The sequence below is a fragment of the Collinsella sp. AM17-1 genome (assembly GCF_003470665.1).
Lineage (GTDB): Bacteria > Actinomycetota > Coriobacteriia > Coriobacteriales > Coriobacteriaceae > Collinsella.
In genome coordinates this window covers 28,597-50,087 of sequence record NZ_QRJZ01000015.1, presented here as the reverse complement: position 1 = coordinate 50,087, position 21,491 = coordinate 28,597, and the positions used below count along the sequence as shown (strand labels likewise).

The window sequence follows — 21,491 nt, the reverse complement described above, 5'->3', positions numbered from 1 at the left end:
CGAGCGGGGGCTCCTGTCGTTTCCGTGCCCCTGGATTGGGTCATAGTGTCTGTCTGTCCTCTACCTGCGGCGTTGTCTTGCTCCGGATGCGGCAGTTAGGGACGTTCCTTTTCTGCCGGCAGTCTGGGATGTTCCTTGGGGTAGTCATTGGGGACGTTCTTTAATGACTGGTCGTTTAAGAACGTCCCCAACGACTACCCAGAATGAGAGTGGATAATCTCCCGTTTTTGGCCTATACCAGCGCTAAAAGTGGGAGATTATCCACTCTCATCGAGCAAGTGTCCGAAATTCCGCCCTCATTCCTTCTTAGGACCCTCCGTCCCCGAGGATTCGAGGCTCGTCTGCCGAATGGTTGATGCGGCAACGATGTCGCCATGTCACACTCATAGGTGGCCTGACCCAACCTGGAAGGAGCCTCCATGAGCCTTGACAACGTAACCCTGCGCGCCGCCACGCTCGATGACCTGGCCGGCATCGCCGCCATCTACAACCAGCTGTGGTGCAACACGCTGCGCAACCGCGGCGACGTCGAAGCTGCCGATTTCTGCGCGCGCTTTAACATCGCCATGCAGCTGCAGCGCTCCCCCATCGCGCTCGTTGCCGAAGCTGAAGGCCGCATCATCGCCGCTTGCTGCATCGGTATCTTCGAAGACGGCAAACCACGCACCAATCCCACGTGGGAGCCCTGCTACAACGAAATGTTCGTCCAGGCAACCGAGATGGCAAAGACCGCCGATGCCAAGCTCGAAGGCTCGCTCTTTGGCGATAGCCGCGAGAAGGCAACAGCCGACCGCTTTGCCGCCACGGGCAACGAATATGCCCAGGGCCAGCTCAACCTGATCATCATCGTGCCCGAATGGCAGGGCAAGGGACTCGGCCGCAAGCTCATCGACCTTGCGCGCGCCGAACTCGCCAAAGCCGGGTGCACCAAATTCTTCCTGATGAGCGACTGCAACTCCGACTGGCAGTTCTACGAGCACCTCAACATGAAGCGCATCTTGGAGGATCACAGCCAGGACACCGGCGACGGATTTATCGTCTATATGTACGGAGGCGACACGCAGGATTAACTTGCATGTCGCCTCACGGGCTTTCTACAAGACGGCCCAAACCATCAACCAAGACGAGTCAACAAGGCGCGCTCTCCTCGGCAGCAAGGGCATTCGTGCTGTAACGAGTGGTGGAGATGGCCACGCTTGCACACAACTGTCTCGGATAGATAGCGGTCGAGCAGGCGCGCCCATGTGCGTGCGTCAAGACGCTCCTCCGCCCTGCCATACAGCGATCGACGGAGTGCCTCGCCCATAAGGCCGCTAAAATCATCGAGCTCAAGAGCGTACTTTGGGACAACGTATCCGACCAACGTCCCCACAAACGGGCTGTGCCCATTACACACGCAGCTGTTTATCAATGGTGCAGGCGGAATGTCATCGTCGTCCAGGTCAAATATGTCCAAGTCCAGCTCACCAGAAGCGTATGGGTGTATTCCACGGTTAAGCATCTTAAAGATATGGACCGCGAGTCCAAAGTCATCCGTCTGTGGCGTAAACACGGGGGCATTCGTGGACGCTGCCAAGCTCTCGAAATCGCTGATGCCGGCTATCTCCATGAGTTGAAGCACCTCGGGGGCAATATAGCCGGGAGCGGCGCACGCAGTCCTATGTGTCACATCCGAAAGCGTAAAGCTATACGAGCGCCTTGATGGTATCCATGCCCGCATGCGCCGAAGCCTCGCAACCCTTCTGCCCGTTGAGCACGCACTCGAGCAGCGTATCGTATGCGCGCTGGGCTTCGGGGGCCAGGTACGCCCTGTTAAACATGCCCTCGGGTCGCACGTTTCCCTTCGAGTCGATCATATAAGGCCCCAATCTGTTTGGTTTCCCCAGATTGTGTGCCCGCACACCCAAGCCGCACGGCCCGCCGTTCAGCTGAAACCACCACACAAAAAGTCCGCCGACCATTGAAGTCGGCGGACTTTCGCGTGCGGACAATCAAGCACTGTTCACCATGGAACTGCTATTTACAGCGCGCCTTGGGCTGCTGCTGGGTGATGCAGTGGATGTTGCCGCCACCATAGATGACCTCGCGCGTCATGATGCCGATGACCTCGCGATCCGGATAGGCGGCTTGGATATTCTTGAGTGCCTGGGCATCGTTGGGGTCGCCAAACTGTGGCACCAGCACCGCCCCGTTGATGGGCAAGAAGTTGAGGTAGCTGGGCTCAAAGGCGTCCTCGGGAGTACGCGGCAGCACACCCTCGACCGGATCGATGGTCGATGCCTCCTCCTCGGTCATATATACCGAGGTCGCAGGCATAATCACCTTGTGGATCTTGAGCTTGCGGCCACGGGCATCCGTCGTCTCGGAAAGCGTCTTATACGCCTCTTGGCACTCCTTGTAGAACTTATGGTTGGGATCATCGGTCCACATGCAGCAGACCTCGCCGGGCGCACTAAAGCATGCGACGTCGTCCACGTGCCCGTTGGTCTCAAACGGGTCGATGCCATCCTTGATCCAAATGACCTTCTCGATGCCCAGGTACTCGGCAAGCTTCTCCTCGATCTGCTCCTTGGTGTACTGGGGGTTGCGGTCCTCATTGAGCAGGCACATCTCGGTGGTCACCACGGTGCCCTGGCCGTCGCAGTTAAACGAGCCACCCTCGAGGATATAATCCTCGGGACGATAGCGGTTAACCTGCTCGAGCTGTGCCACCTGCAAGCCGATACTCGCATCCTTGTCCCACGGGAAATACAGACCGTCGATAAAGCCGCCATACGCGTTAAAGTGGAAGTGCGAGAGTGCCACGTCGCCCTTGTCGTTGACAAGAAACGCCGGGCCGGGGTCGCGGATCCAGGAGTCGTTGTACTCCATATGAATCACGCGCACGTTCTCAACGCCATCGAAAATCTCGCACACCGCAGGGAAATCCTCGGCATTGACACCAACGGTGATGGGCTGGAAGCGTGCAACGGTCTTAATAATCTCGGTAAAGACCTTTTGCGCCGGCTTGGCACCACAGCGCCACACATCCGAGCGATGCGGCCACAAAATCCAGGTGCGCTCCTGCTCTTCGTACTCGCCGGGCATGTAGAATCCGTCCTTCTTTGGCGTAGACTCGCTCTCGTAAATGGTCTTCATTTCAAGCTCCTAAATCTCGGTGCTTTTGCTTGACGAGACCATGATGCGGCCGCACCGAGATGTTCTCAATGGTCCCTCGAGCCCCTTTCAGCGACCGACGGTATACCATTCGCTGACCTAAAGTTCTATTCAGGCCGAGAACATGACATACTGGGTTCCACAATGGAAAGGATGCCCTATGCCCCCATGCAATAAACAGCAGACTATTGAGTTGGACAGTACGACCTGGACTGCTCTCAACGAGCTCGCGCTTGCAATCCACGCATCACACGGTGTCGATAAGCTGCAAAAGGAGACCCTCGAGGGAACGACAGGGCTCGTGCCCCATCGGATCGCCATGTTCGACCTGATCGAGGCGGCGGGCAGTGATGCCCCACGCTACGTCCACCCCGCAAGCAGCGGAATGGACGACCGCGCACTGAGCGACTACTACAACCGCTACGCCGCGATGGACTATACAACATGGAGCTTTGACTTACATAAGGTCGGCGTCTACCGCGACCTCGACCTCGTCGACGTCGAGCGACGCGATGCCACGCCCATCTATCGCAAATGGATGGAACCGCAGGGCGTCTACTTTGGCTGTACGGCCACGCTCGCGCACAACGACAGCCCGCTAGGAAGCATCACCCTGTTTCGTGAACGCACGGCCGGAGACTTCACCGACACCGAGCTCGCAATCCTGCTCGAAGTCGCTCGGCACGCGAGCCTCGCGCTCGCCAACCTCTATCCTCGGGGCATTAAACTCACCCAGACAGAAGACACAAACCAGCTAAATGCTTTCATTACAGAACACAATATCCAACCGCGCGAAGCCGAAGTCATGCGGCTCATGCTCGACGGCAAAACGAACAAACAGATGGCAAACGAGCTATTCATAAGCGAGTCAACCGTCAAGAAGCATGTCAACGCCATCTATCGCAAGCTCGGCGTCAGCAACCGCCTGGGCCTCATGACTGCCACGCAAAACATCCCGCGATAAAAAAGGGCGCCCTCCATGCAGAGAGCGCCCTTTGATTTCGCCATTTGAATTAGTGTCGGCTCTGGCTCAAAGAGTAGACAGGGTTGTTTTGGCAGGTTTTATCTGGGCAAATGTCAGCCGCCGCGAGGGAGCTGCCTTCCCTCGCGGCGGTCTTCTAGCAGAAAAACCAAGTGAGTAGGCTTTTTGTAGGAGACCAAGCACGCCCCAAAACGCCACAGCTCTGACCTGCGGTTTTATTGAGTATTTGTTGCGATGTGCTCGGCATATCCAAATAAGTCTACTCACTTGCATCTAAGACGCACCAGATAGGCAAAAACCGCCGCAAAAAGGGGGCCGGTTCCCTTCGCGGCTGTTGTTAATGCGCCGAGCTTGTTATCGTAAAAGCCAATCACGCGCCGAAACCACACTACAGTCTTTCGACTCATACGTTGAGTCCACGCGGGCCACAACATAGCGCGCATCTTTTGCAATGTCGATCTCATCGCATACAGTCTGTAGATGGCGGGCGTACTTATCGTGATACGTTCTGGATGATTTTATTTCGATAGCCTTGGGACTCCCTGAGTTTGTACAGTCGAGCAAATCGATTTCACGCTTGCTGTCGTCCCTATAGAAATACAGCTCGGGATTCTCGCCCACGTTGAGATGGCTCTTCGCCGTTTCGGAAACGATGAGGTTTTCGAAAACGGCCCCCAGATAAGGGCTCTCCAATAGTTGCTCCAGTGATCCAATTTTGAGCAAGTAGCAGAGCAGCCCCGTGTCGTAAAAATAGAGCTTGGGCGTTTTAGTTAGACGCTTCTTGGCATTTGCATAATAGGGCTGCAGCGAAAACGTCAGGTAGCTCTGCTCCAGGATGGACAACCAGCTTTTAATGGTCGATACGCTCACGCCCGTATCTCGAGAAAGCGAGGATATATTGATGAGGGCACCGACGCTCTGAGCAATTATGGACAGAAACTTATGAAACTCCGCCTTATTGCGCACATCAAGCAAGCCCACAACATCGCGCTCAACATAGGTATCGATATAGCTGGGGAAATAAACCGAGGACGGCATTCCGGCGGAACGCAGGCGAGGGTATCCCCCTTCGAGCGCGAACAAATCCACTTCCAGCTGCCCCTGCTGGCCCCTCTCCGCTTCTCGAAACGATAATGGCAGCAATTTTAAGATCCCGACTCGCCCGGCAAGAGACTGCCCGATGCTTTTCATCATCAAAAAGTTTTGCGAGCCTGTAAGGATGTATTGACCGGCGTCTCCCCGCTCATCCGAAACAACCTGGATCATTGAAAACAAATCCGGCGCGTATTGCGCCTCATCGATGATGAGTCCGCCCTTTCGGTTGCGGATAAAACTCACCGGATCCTCCAAGGCCGCGCGCCTCGTTTGAGGGTCCTCAAGCGTGACGTAGGAATAGTCGGGAAAGGCATGCCGAACCAGCGTAGACTTACCACTCTGCCTAGGCCCTGTCAACGACACAACAGGAAACCAGCCTGCCATGCGAATGAGCAACTCATGCAAATCCCTGTTAATGAACTCAGCCATATCAACGCCCCTTATTACGCTGTTACCATAATCGAATAGTTTCATTCTCCATAATCTTATAGTAGCGTTTACCATAATCTTATGGTAACCCAGTTCAAAAGCATTATTTATAGAGCCGAAATCTCAGACCCTAAATAACAAAAGCCACCACAATGGGGGCTGTCCCCATTGTGGTGGCTTGCAGGCGAGTTAACTTGTTCGACTATCGTACGCCAGCCATATCCGAGCCTAGAGCGTGGCAAGGCGCTTGGACTCGTGTGCGGCGAGCGCAATGGAGATGATGCCGGTAATGGCATCGGCCACCACCAGGGCGATCCACACGCCCTCGACACCCATCATGTTGCCGAGGAGGTACATAAGCGGCACCGAGCAGATCACATAGCGAAGCAGGCCCGTAAACGTGGCGACACCCACCTTCTCGACCGCCTGGAAATACATCGACATGGTCATGGCAAGATAGCCCAGGGCCACGGCCAGGATAACGATGCGCGTGGCGTTGGCGGCAACCTCGACGAGCGCCGGGTCGCTACCAGCAAAAAAGGCGCAGACCGGCGTTGCGGCCACCCATAGCACAGCAGACACCGCAGCAAGCGTCACGACCTGGTACTTAAGCGTGCAGGAGAGCGTTTCCTTGAGGCGCGCCCACGCCTTGGCGCCGGCGTTGAAGGCGGCAATGGGCTGCAGGCCGTACGAGAAGCACTGGGCGACCATCATGGTAATGTAGAGGATGTAGCCGTTGATCACACCAAAGGCCGCGATGTAGAGCGAACCCATGTCGCCGCCGAGCTGGCCAAGCAACGAGTTGGCAACGGTGTTGAAGATGAACGTGGCAGCTTGCACCAAAAAGAACGGGAAACCAATCTTGATGATCTGGCCGCAGATGGCCATGTCGAGTTTGAGGTCGGCGGCGCTGATCTGGAGCTGCGACTTCTTACCGCCGATGAACCAGAAGATACCGATGGCCCAGATACCGATGGAAAGACCGTAGTACACGCCAGCTCCCATAACGCCAAGCTTGAGCACAAACGTGGAAAGCGCAAGCCAGCAGATAGCGACGATGGCAGACACGGTCATGAGGTTGGCCTGGATCTGAACCTTCTCGTCCACACGCATGACGGCGGTGACCATCTGACCAATGACCGTGAGCGGCAGCAGCACGGAGAAGGTGCGCACGCCGGCAACGGTATCGGCCATGATGTCGGGCGTGGCGCCGAAGAATGCGCAGATGGGCTCGGTAAACACAGCCATCACCACAGCAAGCAGCACACTCACAATCGTGGTAAGCCAAAAACCCTGGCTAAACGCCTTGCTGGCGCCCTTAATGTCGCCGGCACCCAAAAGGTTGCCCACCACGGCGGGCACGCCGGTGCCAAACAGGTTGCCAAAGGCCAGGTTAATGTACTCGACCGACATGATGATCGAAACACAGGCCAGGCCGTGTGCACCCAGGCCCCAACCCATCACGAGGCCCTCAAGGACCACCATGATAATCTGGGCGAGCATACCCTGGCCGGTGATGATGGTGTACTTGCGCACCAGGCCGGGAATCGGCTGCGAGGCAAGCTCACGCTCCTCCTCAACAGCGGCGGTCGTTTCTTCTGCCATTGTTCTCCCCTTTCCATGAGAGATTGATGAATGGATGCATGAATGGATGGGCGGCACGCACAGGCTGCGGCACCGCCCAGCGATGCAGCAGCCCCGCTAGGCCTCGTAGACCACCTTGCCGGCAATCATCGTGAGAGACGCCGTGGCCTCGAGGACCTCAGCCGGTTCGCAGTCAAAGAGGTTACGGTCGAGCACACAGATATCAGCCTGTTTGCCGCATGCGAGCGTACCGATGCGATCCTCGGCATGCATGGCGTAGGCGCTGCCGTAGGTGTAGGCGCGCAGGGCCTCGGCCATGGTGATGCGCTCCTGCGGGAACCACCCTTCTGGGTTGGAGCCGTCCTCGAGCATGCGGAAGACCGCGCCGTACACCTCCTCCATGGGCTCCAAGCCCACAACGGGGAAGTCACTGCCCAGGTGCACCACGGCTCCGCTGGCAAGCAGGCTATGCAGGGGCCACGAAAGCGCAGCACGCTCGGGGCCCACGGCATCGTCCTTGGCAAGGTCAGCCATATCGAGCAGCATGTGCCACGGCTGCATACCAGGGCATATACCCAGCTCGGCATAGCGCGGCAGATCCTCGGGCTGAACCGTCTCGTTGTGCTCCATGGAGTGGCGGCAACCCCGCTTACCATGCAAGCGCTCGCCCTCCTCAAAGCAATCAAGCACAAAACGCACCGAGCGATCGCCGATCGTATGGACGCGCGTGTCAACGCCCCATTCCTGCGCCCTGACAATGGCGGCACGGATGCGCTCTGGATCCTCCGCGGGCTCACCGCAGGTATCGGGCGCGTTGGAATAGGGTTCAAGCATCCAAGCGGTGTGATCGGAGCACACGCCATCAAGAAACTGCTTAAAGCCGTGCCACTCGACCTGCGTACCCGAGAAGGCGTATTTCTCCTTGATCTGCTCGAGCGTTAAGGACTCGTTTTCGAACAGATCGGTGTACAGGAACACGCGCAGTGGCAAGTCGCCCTTGGCATTAAGACCTGCCAACACCGCATACGGGTTTTCCATGCTCACAAACGTAGGATTGACCATGCCGACCGTAGTGATTCCCAGGGCATTGGCGCGCCGGGCGGTTTTTGCAAACGACGCGTCAACAACCTCGGGCGCTGGGTCGTAGACCTCGTCCATAAAGAAGACGCCGGCGTTGTTGGAAAACACGCCCGTCAGATTGCCCTCGGCATCCTTAAGGATCTTGCCGCCTGCGGGATCGGGCGTCTGCGAAGTTACTCCCACCTTGTTGATGGCGCAGGTATTGGCACTAAAGGTATGCAGGTCAACCTGCTGCAGAAAGACCGGGCGGTCCGAGATGTACTCATCGATCATCGCGGCTGTGGGCATCTCGGGGACATCCCACTGGAACTGGATAATCTGGCAGCCCAGAATCCACTCGTTATCGGGATGGTCGGCCGCAAACGCCACGACACGTTCCATCGCCATCTCAAAACTGGTGCAATCGATGAGGTTGACGGCAAAATCGGGGTCGGTCATAAACGCGCCCTGGGCAAAATGCGTGTGCGAGTCGATCAGGCCGGGCATGACGAGCTGGTCGCCAAAGTCGCGCACCTCGGTATCGGGACCGATAAACGGTGCCAGGTGAGCATCGTCACCGCAGGCAACAATCTTATCACCGCGCACGGCAACGCCGCCCTTAAACGGCTCGAGCCCATCGCCGGTAAAGACGGCGTTGCTCTTGATAACTACATCAGCCTTGTCCATGTGAGCCTCCTCAGGCATCTTTGGTTGCAACGCGGACGCACCGCCCGCGTGGGCACTCGGTTGGGAGCGTAGCGCTCCCGCATCGGCGCGTGCCTACAAGCCGTGCTCGGACGTCTGTCCCACGTCCGCGGCTTCGCGCTACACCCATTGATACACAGGGGCAAATCCGTGCCAAGGCCAGGGATCGCAAACGGTCAGTTTAAGCAGGTTTACACGCTTTACCTGCAGGTTTATTGTCTGAGATTATTACCGCGTCATTACGCCCAACGGCGTGCCCGCCCACACGGCAAGACCCGCATGCAAGGAAGAATAGGACTAGGAACGCCAAAAGGCATCTATGAGGTCATCTCGGTTGGAGACACCGCTTTTAACGTAGATGCGATGCAAGTGCGCCTTGACAGTGCCAGGGCTGATGACCAACTCGCTGGCGATGTTTTGGGCGTCGTTGCCCTTCAGCACCAGCGTGAGCACCTCCTGCTCGCGCCGCGACAGCTTATGGGCATCGGCATAGATCACAACGCGTGATGCTAGATCGTCCCCAGAGCGTGCGCTCTCGGCCGCCACGTCCTCATCGGCACGCGGATGACGGGCATACACGCGCAGGATATGGCTAAACTGGCAAAAGAGTTGGACCGCGCATGCCATGAGCAGCACGTTTTCGGAGATATTGCGCTCGGACAGATACCACAAAAAGAGGCTGATGACGGGGTTTTGAGAGTCGGGGCGACAGAGCAAAATCATGTAGGTGTCCTCGGCGATTACGCAAAACGCAAGAACGAGTGCCACCTTCCAAAAGAGCTTTGAGCGGTCGAGGTCGAGTTTCTCAACACGCGTGGCCCTGTGCCGGTAATGCCAGGCGGCATAGGCAAGACATCCTACATTGCCCAGGTCACGCGTGAGCCAAAAGAGATACTGCTGCATCTCTCCGGCAGCACCGCTGCGAGGCACCAGCACCAATTGCAAGATTGAAAACGGCACGATAGCAAGTCCGAGCATGCGCGACGTCGGCCTTTTGCGCAAGCGCGCAAACATCCACAGTACCACGCAGGCATAGATGGCAATACCGAGCACGCAGCGCAGCAAGGGGTGCTGCAACGGCTCGCTAAAGGTAACAGCGTAGTCGTATTTGAGCCGATTGTACTCGTCAAAAAAAATGACCGACATATCGAGCATGTAGAGCAAAAAGCCCGCCGCGGCCACCAGGCTGTCGCGACGGCGCGTCATGAGCCAAACCACCAATGCCACGGCACTGGTCACCAGAGCCACACCCATGATAATCGTGGTGTAGATATAGAACGCGAAACTCATGCCCGCCTCCCCTGTCTAGATGCCGTGAGGATGTTGACAGATTCTTTGCCGCAAGATTAGACTCACCGATTAAACGTACTGTATCGTTTAGATAAACAAGCTGTGTCTCACCGATGAAAGGAGATGCCATGGCGCCTATCGCACCGCTCAAAATACTCGTTGCCCCTGCCGCCAAGGCCATCGTCCACCTGTGCGACTCACTTACCTACAATGACGTCCCCTGTGTCGTCGAAGAGCGTTCGGACAGCTGCCCCTATCTGGGCCACGTCCCCTACTTTGCGCCTAAGCTCGTTTCCGATCCCGAGCACCGCGAACAGTAATCCAAGATGCACCAAGCGCTGCGTAACTCGCGGCGCTTACTGTTTTGGTGCAAAGTAACCTGACCCCCTTGCACCAACGCCGGGATTATCGACACTGCGGCCGCGGCGCGATATGAGGCGCGAAACCTCGCCCAGCAACACGGCGATCACCACACCCATGAGAATGGGCAACTTTGCCATTTCGGCGGGCGAGCCGTTGAGCGGCACAATCGTAGCGACAATCGAAAGCACAAGCTCCACCACGGGAATCGCAAGTGCCACCGCAAGCACCTTACCCTCGAAGGGCGCGCGGAATACGCGCGGGCGATCGTCATATTTGCGCAGGCGCCAAAACGCTGGGAACATCGGGATATAACTCATGAGCAGAAAGACGACGTTCATCGAAAAGAAGACCCAAAATACGTCGGAGCCCTCGCCCAGCGGAATCTGAAGCAGTAGTACCAGGCTGGCAAAACAACCGTTAATGATTGCCGAGCCATTGGGCATGCCGGTCTTTTTGGACACCAACGCAAAGGGGCGCGGCATGTTGCCATGGCGCGCGGCATAGCTCGCCACGTTGTTGACGCCAAAGCTCCAGCAGATCATGTTGGCGAACAGCGTCACCAAAAAGGCCACGCCCACGACCATCGTCAGCGGGTGAGCGCGCCCCACCATGGCGGCGACCGCGTCCACAATGCCCGAATCGAGTGAAAGCTGCTCGGTGGGAACCGCGGCTCCAATGCCGATACCGCAAATAATGTAGATCGCCGCAATGGCCACGCCACCGGCAATAACCGCCTTGGGGATATCGCGCGACGGGTTCTTCATCGTGCTGGCAAAGGTCGCGACCACTTCGAAGCCCATAAAGTTGAACAGGATAATCGATAGGTACGTCAACGAATTGGTGTCGCCCAGATCTGGAATGAAGGTCTTAAGCGACATGTCGTTAGCAAAGCCGTTATTGCAGGCAAACCAAATGCCGACGATTCCCACCACAGCGGTAATGAGCACCTTGATGACGGCGCCGCCGTCCATAACCCAATCGGCCTCCGCCACCGGCTGCATTGCCATGACCGTGACGCCCCACACAAAGGCAATCTCGATGGCAATTCGGATCCCGAGTGAAAACTCGATACCCCACACCGCATTAATGACACTGGGGAACATGCAGGCGATACTTGCCACCCACAGCGGAAAGTTGACCCAGTAGCACCAGGAACAGCGGGCACCCCAACGGTCACCCAAGCCCAGACGTACCCAGTCGTACAGGCCGCCCTCGGAATCGAACGCCGTGCCCAGCTCGGCCACCACCAGGCCATAGGGAAGCAAAAACGTAATGATAAGGAAGATCCACCAGAAGAACTGCACGTTGCCCATGGCAGATGCCGGAGCCGCCGCCTCAATGGTAAACACGACGCAGATAACCGAGAGGATGACCTCGAACAGGGAGAACTTTTTACCTGCCACGACACGCTCCCCCTACAGCAAAAAGGATGGCATCTGTACCGAAGGCGCAGCCCAAGGTAGGGTTGCAGGCCGCGTCACCGGTACAGGTGCCATCCCAAAGAGAGGAGAGGATGCAATTGTTGGACCAACGCTCGCGGAACAGGCGCGTGTAGATGACGATACGCTGGTACATAGATACTCCGATCAAAACGGCCGCGTTCGCGACCGGGAACTTTCGGCAATTGAAGACGCGTCTGACCTGGGAAATTCAAGCGAACAATTGGCCTAACCCGCAAAAAATCCCAGGCCAGACGCGTATTCAATCAAAGAAAAAAGGCACTCCGATGTGGAGGCAACGGAGTGCCCAAAGAAAACCCAACCGACCAAGACATCAAGCAGCAGCCCATCAATGCCCCGAGATGGGACGACACGTCACCTGTCCGATTGATCGACTGGGTTTTCGAGGTGCCCCAGGTCGCCGCGAAAGAGGAGCGAAGCGTACTTTGGTACTCGAGCGACGGTTTGAGCGGCGAGATGGGGTGCCTCGGAAAGCCAGACGTTTACTCGGCGTGCTCAGGTGCGCCAGATTGGCGCGAACGAGGAGCGTAGCGTACTGACGCTACGTAAGCGACGAGTGAACGCCAAGGTGGCGTGCCTGAGTTACGCCGAGGGCTCCTGCTGCGTAATGCAGTGGATATTGCCGCCGCCGAAGACGACCTGCTCGGACTGAACGCCGACGCACTTGTAGACGCCCTCGCCCCAGACCTCGTCATAGATCTTCTGGAGCGTGTCAACGGCCAGCTGGTCGTTCTCGTCGCCGTACTGCGGGACGATAACGCCGTGGTTGGTGACCAAGTAGTTCATGTAGGAGGCGATCAGCGGCTCGTCGGGAACGCGCGGCTCGGCGTTCTCGTCGGCGTCGATGGTGTCGCAGGAAGCCTGGTCCATGAACAGCGGGTTCACGGGCATGCAGAGCTTGTAGACCTTCATCTTGCGGCCCTTGGCGTCAACGGCGTTGGAGAGGGTCTCGTAGGCAGCGTGGCACTGCTCGTAGAACGGATACTCGGGATCGTCGGTCCAGATGCAGGCCATGACGCCCGGGGCGATGAACGTGGCGACGTCATCGATGTGGCCGTTGGTCTCCTCGGGGTCGATGCCCTCCTTGACCCAGATGACCTTCTCGACACCCAGGTAATCCTTGAGGTGCTCGTCCATGTAGGCGCGAAGCTCCTCGCTCCAGGGCTCAAACTTCTTGTGGTACTTGGGCCAGATGGACTCGGGATCCTCTTCCTCCTCCAGAACCGCAGAGCAGGTGCGGCCCGGGGAAAGCAGGCACTGGTCGGTCACGACAAGGGTGCCCTCGCCGTCGACGGTGATGGAGCCGCCCTCGAGGATCATGTCGTCGGGACGATAGCGACGGCAGCCGGAGAGCTCGGCCATCTTAAGGGCGATCTGCTCGTCCTTGTCCCACGGGAAATAAAGGCCGTCGACGAGACCGCCGTAGGCGTTGAAGTGCCAGTGGTTGGCGCGCTTCTCGCCCTTGCCGTTGATGACGTAGGTGGCGGCGGTGTCGCGGAACCAAGCGTCGTCGGTGGTCATCTCGATAACGGTGACGTTTTCGTCATTCTCGAAGACGGCCTTGCAGTTGGCGTAGTCGGCCTGGTTGGCGCACATGGTGACCGGGGTGAACTCGGCGATGGCGCGGGCGATGGCGGCATACTGCTTCTGAGCCGGCTTGGCGCCGTGGGCCCAGGTGTCGGTGCGGTGGGGCCAGCCCATCCACACGCGATCCTGCGGGGCAAACTCAGCAGGCATAAAGAAGCCGTCGGCCCTGGGGGTGGACTCGGACTCGGTGATCGTACGCATAAGATTTCCTCCAAATCGAACGATCGCTTGCCGCGGGCGGGTTACCCGCGGCCTAAAACCAAGAGATAGTGGGCGCCCGTCCCCCGGCAAAGGTCGGGGCGCCCGATGCCAGTTTTCACGGAGTCGCACCGGCGAGCGACGACGTAGCCAAGTGCGCGGAGACATACGCACGAAGGATACGAAAGAGAGAGGTTGGGGCGGGCGGTGGTTACCGGAGCTATCGCTCGCACCCGCCCCAAGGAATGGTTAGCAGATGAGGAGGGTTGGAGCCCCGAATCCGGGTGCTCTAGTTCTCCTCGGCCTCGGCGGCCTCCTCAGCGAGACGCTGAGCTGCCAGCTCGGGAGTGAGGCCCTTGTACTCGGTCTCGCGGCCCTTAGCGCTGACGACGCGGACAACCTCGCCGATGAGCATAAGCACGATGAAGATAACGATCATCGGGAGCTTGTCGCCAATTTCAGCGGCAGAGAGCGGCACCAGCGTTGCAACGATGGCCAGGATCAGCTCGATGCAGGGGATGGCCAGCATGACCTTCATCATGGCGCCCTTAAACGGGAACGTGAAGATGCGTTCACGGTTCGGGTCGTTCTTACGAAGGTTGAGGAACGCCGGGAACATCGGGATGTAGGTGAGCAGCAGGAAGACGACGGAGGTGCCGAAGAGCATCCAGAAGACACCGTTGGAGATGGCGTCGATGGGAACGAGCTGCAGGCACAGCACCAGGGAGGCAACGACGGCGTTGACCAGGTTGGCGCCGTTGGGCATGTCGTCCTCGGAGATCATCGAGGCGAAGACCTTGGGCATGTTGCCGTGCTCGGCAGCGTAGCGAGCGACGGAGTTGACGCCGAAGGACCAAGCAGCCATGTTAGCGAACAGGGTGATCAGGAAGGCGATGCAGATGACCTTGAAGATCATGGAGTCGCCCACCATGGTCTGGACTGCGACGATCATGCCGTAGTCGGGGTCGATGGAGTCGGCCGGCACAGCGGCGCCGATGCCGAAGCCAGCGAACAGGTAGATGACGGCAATAGCCACGCCACCGACAATGATAGCCTTGGGAATATCGCGAGCGGGATCGGCCATGTCATCGGTCATGGTGCAGATGACCTCGAAGCCCATGAAGTTAAAGATGATGATCGACAGATAGCCAAGAGCGTTGGTGTTGGTGAGTTCGGGCAGGAAGGTGGCAGCGGACATGTCGTTCGCAAAACCGTTCTCCATGGCATACCAAATGCCCAGAGCGCCGACGATAACGGCAACGGCGACCTTGATGATAGCGCCTCCGTTAAGGACCCACTCGGAGTCGGCCGCCTTGGAGCGCCCCATAAGGTAGACGATCCACACAAAGGCAAGTTCGATACCCATCTTGGCGATTAGGTTGAACTCGACGCCAAAGACCATGCCCAGGATGTCGGGGAACATGGTAGCCAGCGAGGCGATCCACAGCGGGTAGTTGACCCAGTAGTAGTACGAAATGCGGGCGCCCCACTTGTCGCCCAGGCCATCGCGTACCCAGTCGTAAATGCCGCCCTCGCCGTCATAGGTGGTACCGAGCTCGGCGACAACCATGCCGTAGGGAAGCAGGAAGGTCAGGATCAGGAAGATCCACCAGAAGAACTGCTGGTTGCCAATGGCAGCAGCAGGAGCGGCGGCCTCGCAAACGAAGACGACGCAGATGATGGTCGAAATGACCGTCAAGAAGGAAAGCTTTTTCTTTCCGTCGCTCATGATGAGCTCCTTCGCTCAGTCTTGGACAGATCCGAGGCCCAAGGTACTAAGGCAATTGCTTGAGCCTCGGTGAGCGGGCGACAGGAGACGAGCATCCGCCGCCCGCAAACGTGCGTTTAGCAGGCTTAAGGCTTAGAGCTGCTCGAGAGCCTCGAGAGCGGCGTGGAGCTCAGCCTTGGCGGAGTACTCGACACCCTCGTCGTTGAGCGGAGTGCGCTTGCCCAGGGCGGCAAGGAGAGCACGGATGGAGTGCTTGCGGTTCTCGGCCTCGACCCAGCACAGGGAGCGCTCGGGATCGTCCATGACCTCGTCGACGACTTCCTCATTGCGGGTGGCCGGCAGGCAGTGCATGAACTTGGAGCTGGGGCCGGCGAAGTTCATCATGTCCATGGTGACCTGATACTTGGGGTAGAACACGTCCATGTAGTTCTCGCCCGAGACCTCCTCGTCGTACAGGCCATACCACACGTCGGTGTAGATGAAGTCGGCGCCCTTGATGCACTCGATGTCATCGGAGATGACGACGGAGCCGCCGGAGACCTTGCAGTTCTCCTCGGCGATGGCCATCATCTGCTTGCCGAACTCGGCGCGCTCCTCAACGGTGCCAACGTGCAGGCCGCCGTCGGGGATCTGGTGGCCCTTAGGTCCAAACTGGACAAACTTCATGCCGACCTTGGAGGCGATGAACATGAGGGAGACGCAGACCTGGGTGGCGTCGCCGATGAAGGCCAGGGTGCAGTCCTCGATCTTCTTGCCCTCGGGGAGGTTCTCGAGCATGGTCATGAGGTCGCCCATCTCCTGCGTGGGATGGTTGAACTCGGACATGCCATTGATGACGGGAACAGCGGAGCCCTCGGCGAGGCCGACGACGTCCTTGTGACGGTCAACGCGAGCCATCATGATGTCGAGCAACGAGCCCATAACGCGAGCGGTGTCGCCCAGGGACTCGTGACCGCCGAGCTGGATGGTGCCAGGGCCATAGAACTGAGCATGGCCGCCGAGGTCGGTCATAGCGGTCTCGAAGGAAAGACGGGTGCGGGTGGAGACCTGCTGGAAGATCATGCCAAGGCTCTTGTTGCGGAGCAGGTGCGGATAATAACCGTCAACCTTGATGGCCTTCTTCATTGCCAGGCCAAGATCCTCGATAGCCAGAATCTGCTCTTTGGTGAAGTCGTTGGTGTCGATGAAATCCTTAGGCAGTGCCATGTCGATTTCCTTTCTGCCGGTCTTGCCGACTATTACTATGAGGCGCTCGTACATCACGCCTCGTGTTGACAAGACCATCATTCACCCGTATGCAATTTTTACCTAGTTTATTCGGGATTAAAGACCGTTCACGGAGTTACACCTCCTCTAAACCAATATAAACCCGCAGGTAGCGGGCTTGCAGGGGGTTTACTATCTAGAACCGCGAACGGTATACGGCTATGCTGTATCTCGGCGCCTAATCCGCAATGAAACGAAGGGTTGAGACGTCTATACCCCACAAAGCATACAGGGCTTTGCCATAGATTAAATGAGATGGGACGGTGACAGATGAACACTCTGATGTTCTTCTATACCCTAGCGATACTCGTGATCTGTATTGTGACGGCAGTGCTTTCGCTTGCCGCCTATGCCTCGTCCCGTCGCCGATTCTTTATCTATGGCAGCGGCGTTTTTATTTGCTATGCCATCGAGATGACCGAGATCTTCTTTTTTGAATACACGTTGCAAAACCAGAGTTTTCCGGCCAGTGACTATTACTCAATTACCATGCCTGTAATGCGGACCCTTGTGGCGACCGCTTCACAGGCTTTTATTTGGCTGATTGCCATGGACCTGCTCGATAAGCATTCTAAAAAGCAGTTTGTTATTCCCGTCGCAACGTTCTTCCTGAGCGAGCTGCTGATCATTGTCGCTGTCCCCTACGGCCCCATGCATCAATGGCTCTACTACACGATGCGTCAGGCATTCCTTGTATTTGTGGGGCTCTATATCTTTTGGACGGCGCATAAAAGCACACAGGTCGAGCTTAAGGCGCGCGTCAACAATCAACGAAAGCACCTCATTATCGGCGCCATTCTGGTCGGGTGCATCGTTGCCGAGGATTTCTACAACATCCTTGTTGTTCCCATGAGCCTGGCACCCTCCTGGCTGCAGCTATACTTATCCGAGCGCAACTTTAGCGAGAACATCTTTGCATGCTACTTTGCGATTCTGCTGATCATCTACGCCTATCACGTGCTTTCGATTCGCATGCAGGAGGCACCCGAGGAAAAGAACGTCAGCGATCTTGATCGACACATCGAAGAGCAGATGCCCTTCTACCGCAACGCCTACAAGCTCTCCAACCGCGAGACCGAAGTCATGCGCCTGGTTGTGCTGGGCAAATCGAACCAAGAGATCGCCGACGAGCTATTCCTTGCCGTGGGCACCGTCAAGACCCACATCCACAACATCCTGGTCAAAACCGAGCAGCAAAACCGCACGACACTCATCCTGCATTTTTGGAAGCGATAACCTACCAAATAGGGACAGGTTTATTTTGGCAGGTTTTATCTGGGCAAACGTGAAGGCCGTCGCGAGGGAACTGCTTTCCCTCGCGACGGCCTTCTAACAGCGAAAACCAAGTGAGTAGGCTTTTTGCAGAAGGCCGAGCACGCCCCAAATCGACACAGCTCTGACCTGCGGTTTTATTGGGCACTTGTCGCGGTGTGCTCGGTATATCCAAATAAGTCTACTCACTTGTATCTGAGACGCACCAGGTTGGCAAAAACCGCCGCGAAAGGGCCCCTGGTCCCTTCGCGGCGGTCATACGCCTCTGATTTTGCGACGATTTTGCCCGTTTGTTACTCGCTGTAGCGGGTGGCGATGGCAGCTTGTACCATTCCGGCGCTCATGAGGTAGGTCACCAGGAAGTAGCCACCGTAGGCTGCCAGGAAGATTGCACAGGTGAGGCCCACGGTGCCGCCGATGCTCATATCTCCGAATATGCTCACCATCTCGATGATCACCTTAAGTGCCACAAAGGAGTGCGCCAGGCCCACTGCCAGCGGGAATAGGAAGAATACCGCTTGCTGCGCCATCACCGAATGCCGGATCTGACGGTCGTCACAGCCGATCTGCGCCAGCACGCGATAGCTGCGGCTGCCGTCGGCCACGTTGGAGAGCTGCTGGATCGATAGAATCGCCGCGCATGCAACGACCAATACAAAGCCAATGTAGATGGCCAGATAGCTAATCATGCCGTTCATCTGCGCTGCTTGCGTGTACATCTCGGAACGCGTGATGAAGACTCCCCACGACCCCGGCTCCTTGCCGTCAACGAGCAGATTGTCGAGCAAGGTGTATTTAATGCTCTCGTCTGCCTTGGTCACATCCATCCCCTGTTTGTAGTTAACGAGCAGGCTACTGGCATACGGCTGCAGATTAAGTTGGGACAACAGCTCGTCGGCAACGACGACGGTACCCGGATTACTGCCCATCGCCGAGTTGGCGATGGCCGCCGTGTCCTTGTCCGACTTATCGGTTGCGGGCTTGAGCTCATGCCCACCCAAGGTGAGCGTATGGCCGCCGGCCATGTATTTGGTGTACAGGTCGCCCAGCTCACCGCCAATATCACACGTAAGCACGTACTGGTCGCGGCCAATGCTCACCGGCTCCTCGCCCATCATCTGGCGCAGCTTGTTGTACTGGCTCGCCGGCGTCACAAACAGGCCCATATCATCGGCATTGCTACCCTCGAGCACCTTGGGGAGCTTTTCGCCCATGGCCTTGCACATCTCGCCTGCAGCTACCGAAGGATTGGAGCCGCCAAGCGGGTAGCTCAGATACGAGTCGATCTGCACATGCTCACCGGCAACATCGGCGATATTGACCTTCTTTCCGGTCTCGTCGTTGTTGTCCGCCGACTTGCCCTTACTACTTTCTGTAACGTTATCGGGATCGATACGATCGCCGTGCCATGCAGCGTACAAATCGACCGTTGCATCGGCCAGCACCATGCGATCGGCCTCGGACGGATTGACATACTCCTTGTAGTAGTCGAGCCTATCGGGCGTGTAATAGACATACGTCTGAGACACGTCAACAGGGTTATAGCGCTCCAGGTTTTCGTTCATCACGTTGGCGATCGACATACCGCACGTCACCGAAGTGATGGCGAGGAACAGAATCATCGCGATGACGCCCATCGAAAAGCACACCGTATTGACCTTGGCCGAAAGCTGGCGCACGGTAAACATGTTGAGGCCGCGCCAATACACGCCGCGCAAGCTCTGCAGCAGCTTGATGAGCATGCCCGAGAGTCCCCAGAACAGGGCAAAGGTGCCTACCGTAACCATAGCGGTCGTAATGCCAAACTGGCTCATGGCCCCGTGCAGCTTGTCGCCCGTCTCGGTTAGCGGGAACCCATCACGTAGCAGACGGTAATAGGCCACGCCCACCAGCACCACGCCCACAGCAAAGATGGCAATCGCGATCCAGGGATTGCGCGTCTTGATGCTCTCGTTGCGACGCTCGGCACCCATAAGCTCGATGAGTTTGGTGCGACGCACGGCGCGAAGGTTCAGCAGCAGCGTGAGCACAAACATCACGAGCATGCAGGCAAGGGTCAGGTTGAACGCATGCACCGAGAAAAAGAAGTGGAAATTAGCGATCTGTGTCTTAAAGAGCGAGGCCGTAAAGAATGTCATGAGCTGGGAGAGCCCCACGCCCAGCACAATGCCGGCGACAAAGGCGCCGACCGAAACGATCACGGTCTCGAGCGCCATGATCGTGGCAACGCGACCGCGCCCCATGCCGAGCACCTGGTACAGGCCAAACTCCTTCTTGCGGCGTTTCATAATGAAGTTGTTGGCATACACCATCAAAAAGGCCATGACGCCGGCCAAAAAGTACGTGAGGTAGCCGAGCATGCTACCCATGAGCTCGGACAGTCCCTGCTCCTTGATGCCGGCAATGTCGACCTGCATCGAGACGGTATTAAAGGCATAGAAGACCGTGACGCCCAGGGTGAGCGTCAGCAAGTAGACGAGGTAATCGCGGCCGGCGCGGCGGACGTTACCCCAGGCGAGTTTACAGAGCATCGGAGCCCTCACCGCCCATCATGGCAACGACCTCCATAATGCGGTCGAAGAACTCTCGGCGGTCGGTGTCGCCGCGGCGCAGCTCGGTGAAGATCTTGCCGTCGCGAATGAACAGCACGCGACTCGTGTAGCTGGCGGCAAAGCTGTCGTGCGTGACCATGAGCACGGTGGCGCGTAGGCGGCGGTTGAGGGCCTCCAGGCTCTCGAGCAGCAGGCGAGCGCTCTTGGAATCGAGGGCGCCGGTGGGCTCGTCGGCCATGATCATGGTGGGGTCGGTGACGAGCGCGCGAGCCGCGGCAACGCGCTGCTGCTGACCGCCGGACATCTGGTAGGGATACTTGTCGAGCACCTGACTGATGGACAGGCGCGCTGCCACATCCTGCACGCGGGTCGAGATCTCTGCCGAGTTTGTGCGGGCGATGGTGAGCGGCAGGGCGATGTTCTCGCGTGCCGTGAGCGTATCGAGCAGGTTGGAGTCCTGGAAGATAAAACCCAGCTCCTCGCGTCGAAACTGCGAGAGCTTGGCCTGCTTCATGCGCGTAACGTCCTGCCCGTTGATGCGAATGGTGCCGCTCGTGGCGCTATCGATGGTCGACACGCAGTTGAGCAACGTCGACTTGCCCGAGCCCGAGGCGCCCATGATGCCAACGAATTCGCCGCGGTTGACGGTAAAGCTGACATCGTTGAGCGCGCGGGTCACGTTGCCCAGCGCTCCATATACCTTTTCGAGATGCGCGACCTCCAGTACCGGGGTCGCCATGTGCGTGGTTTGCATACCGAGTCCT

General features: G+C 57.7%; 17 protein-coding genes. 4 read left to right on the top strand and 13 right to left on the bottom strand.

Annotated features, from left to right (window positions below; translation table 11 throughout):
* The first annotated feature begins 419 nt into the window (after positions 1-419).
* Complete coding sequence (locus DW195_RS07590; protein WP_118206361.1) at positions 420-1,070, top strand: GNAT family N-acetyltransferase; 651 nt, start codon at positions 420-422, stop codon at positions 1,068-1,070.
* A 615-nt stretch (positions 1,071-1,685) separates the two neighbouring features.
* Here the strand turns inward: DW195_RS07590 and DW195_RS10425 are convergent.
* A complete protein-coding gene (locus DW195_RS10425; protein WP_158554607.1) occupies positions 1,686-1,856 on the bottom strand; it encodes a hypothetical protein in 171 nt (56 codons plus the stop codon).
* 160 nt (positions 1,857-2,016) lie between these two features.
* Positions 2,017-3,138, bottom strand: a complete 1,122-nt coding sequence (gene aguA / locus DW195_RS07580) for an agmatine deiminase (protein ID WP_118206359.1) — start codon at positions 3,136-3,138, stop codon at positions 2,017-2,019.
* A gap of 178 nt (positions 3,139-3,316) precedes the next feature.
* Here aguA and DW195_RS10695 point away from each other — a divergent pair, with 178 nt between their 5' ends.
* Complete coding sequence (locus tag DW195_RS10695; protein ID WP_118289359.1) at positions 3,317-4,120, top strand: LuxR C-terminal-related transcriptional regulator; 804 nt, start codon at positions 3,317-3,319, stop codon at positions 4,118-4,120.
* 372 nt (positions 4,121-4,492) lie between these two features.
* Here the strand turns inward: DW195_RS10695 and DW195_RS07570 are convergent, their stop codons facing one another.
* The 4 genes from DW195_RS07570 to DW195_RS07555 all read right to left on the bottom strand — a co-directional run bounded on the left by DW195_RS07570 (position 4,493) and on the right by DW195_RS07555 (position 10,300).
* Positions 4,493-5,662: an ATP-binding protein gene (locus DW195_RS07570; protein ID WP_199409482.1), complete on the bottom strand. Its 1,170-nt coding sequence runs from the start codon at positions 5,660-5,662 to the stop codon at positions 4,493-4,495.
* Positions 5,663-5,890: 228 nt separating this feature from the next.
* The gene (locus tag DW195_RS07565) at positions 5,891-7,267 is read right to left on the bottom strand and encodes an MATE family efflux transporter (protein WP_118206357.1); all 1,377 of its coding nucleotides are present in this window, start codon (positions 7,265-7,267) and stop codon (positions 5,891-5,893) included.
* 96 nt (positions 7,268-7,363) lie between these two features.
* Positions 7,364-8,992 (bottom strand): amidohydrolase, encoded by a 1,629-nt coding sequence (locus DW195_RS07560; protein ID WP_158550994.1) that lies wholly within the window; start codon positions 8,990-8,992, stop codon positions 7,364-7,366.
* 315 nt (positions 8,993-9,307) lie between these two features.
* Positions 9,308-10,300 (bottom strand): helix-turn-helix transcriptional regulator, encoded by a 993-nt coding sequence (locus DW195_RS07555; protein ID WP_117736105.1) that lies wholly within the window; start codon positions 10,298-10,300, stop codon positions 9,308-9,310.
* A gap of 128 nt (positions 10,301-10,428) precedes the next feature.
* Here DW195_RS07555 and DW195_RS07550 point away from each other — a divergent pair, with 128 nt between their 5' ends.
* Complete coding sequence (locus DW195_RS07550; RefSeq protein ID WP_118206356.1) at positions 10,429-10,620, top strand: hypothetical protein; 192 nt, start codon at positions 10,429-10,431, stop codon at positions 10,618-10,620.
* A 36-nt stretch (positions 10,621-10,656) separates the two neighbouring features.
* Here DW195_RS07550 and DW195_RS07545 read toward each other — a convergent pair whose 3' ends face one another.
* The 5 genes from DW195_RS07545 to ptcA form a co-directional block, all read right to left on the bottom strand.
* On the bottom strand, positions 10,657-12,066 hold the full coding sequence (locus tag DW195_RS07545; RefSeq protein WP_118206355.1) for an APC family permease: 1,410 nt from the start codon (positions 12,064-12,066) through the stop codon (positions 10,657-10,659).
* The gene (locus tag DW195_RS10345; protein ID WP_147327489.1) at positions 12,056-12,238 is read right to left on the bottom strand and encodes a hypothetical protein; all 183 of its coding nucleotides are present in this window, start codon (positions 12,236-12,238) and stop codon (positions 12,056-12,058) included. Before DW195_RS10345 ends, DW195_RS07545 begins: the two co-directional genes overlap by 11 nt.
* A 467-nt stretch (positions 12,239-12,705) precedes the next feature.
* On the bottom strand, positions 12,706-13,911 hold the full coding sequence (locus tag DW195_RS07535; RefSeq protein WP_117794095.1) for an agmatine deiminase family protein: 1,206 nt from the start codon (positions 13,909-13,911) through the stop codon (positions 12,706-12,708).
* 286 nt (positions 13,912-14,197) lie between these two features.
* Positions 14,198-15,637, bottom strand: coding sequence for an APC family permease (locus DW195_RS07530; RefSeq protein ID WP_118206353.1), 1,440 nt, complete (start codon positions 15,635-15,637; stop codon positions 14,198-14,200).
* Positions 15,638-15,769: 132 nt separating this feature from the next.
* Positions 15,770-16,843, bottom strand: coding sequence for a putrescine carbamoyltransferase (gene ptcA, locus DW195_RS07525; RefSeq protein ID WP_118206352.1), 1,074 nt, complete (start codon positions 16,841-16,843; stop codon positions 15,770-15,772).
* A 330-nt stretch (positions 16,844-17,173) separates the two neighbouring features.
* Here ptcA and DW195_RS07520 point away from each other — a divergent pair, with 330 nt between their 5' ends.
* A complete protein-coding gene (locus DW195_RS07520; protein ID WP_118206351.1) occupies positions 17,174-18,139 on the top strand; it encodes a response regulator transcription factor in 966 nt (321 codons plus the stop codon).
* Between the two features lie 329 nt (positions 18,140-18,468).
* Here DW195_RS07520 and DW195_RS07515 read toward each other — a convergent pair whose 3' ends face one another.
* Together DW195_RS07515 and DW195_RS07510 are read right to left on the bottom strand one after the other, a co-directional pair.
* Complete coding sequence (locus DW195_RS07515) at positions 18,469-20,706, bottom strand: FtsX-like permease family protein (RefSeq protein WP_118206350.1); 2,238 nt, start codon at positions 20,704-20,706, stop codon at positions 18,469-18,471.
* Positions 20,696-21,481 carry an ABC transporter ATP-binding protein gene (locus DW195_RS07510; RefSeq protein ID WP_006234847.1) on the bottom strand — a complete coding sequence of 262 codons (786 nt, stop codon included), beginning with the start codon at positions 21,479-21,481 and terminating at the stop codon, positions 20,696-20,698. The genes DW195_RS07515 and DW195_RS07510 overlap by 11 nt, the downstream gene beginning before the upstream one ends.
* Between the last annotated feature and the right edge of the window lie 10 nt (positions 21,482-21,491).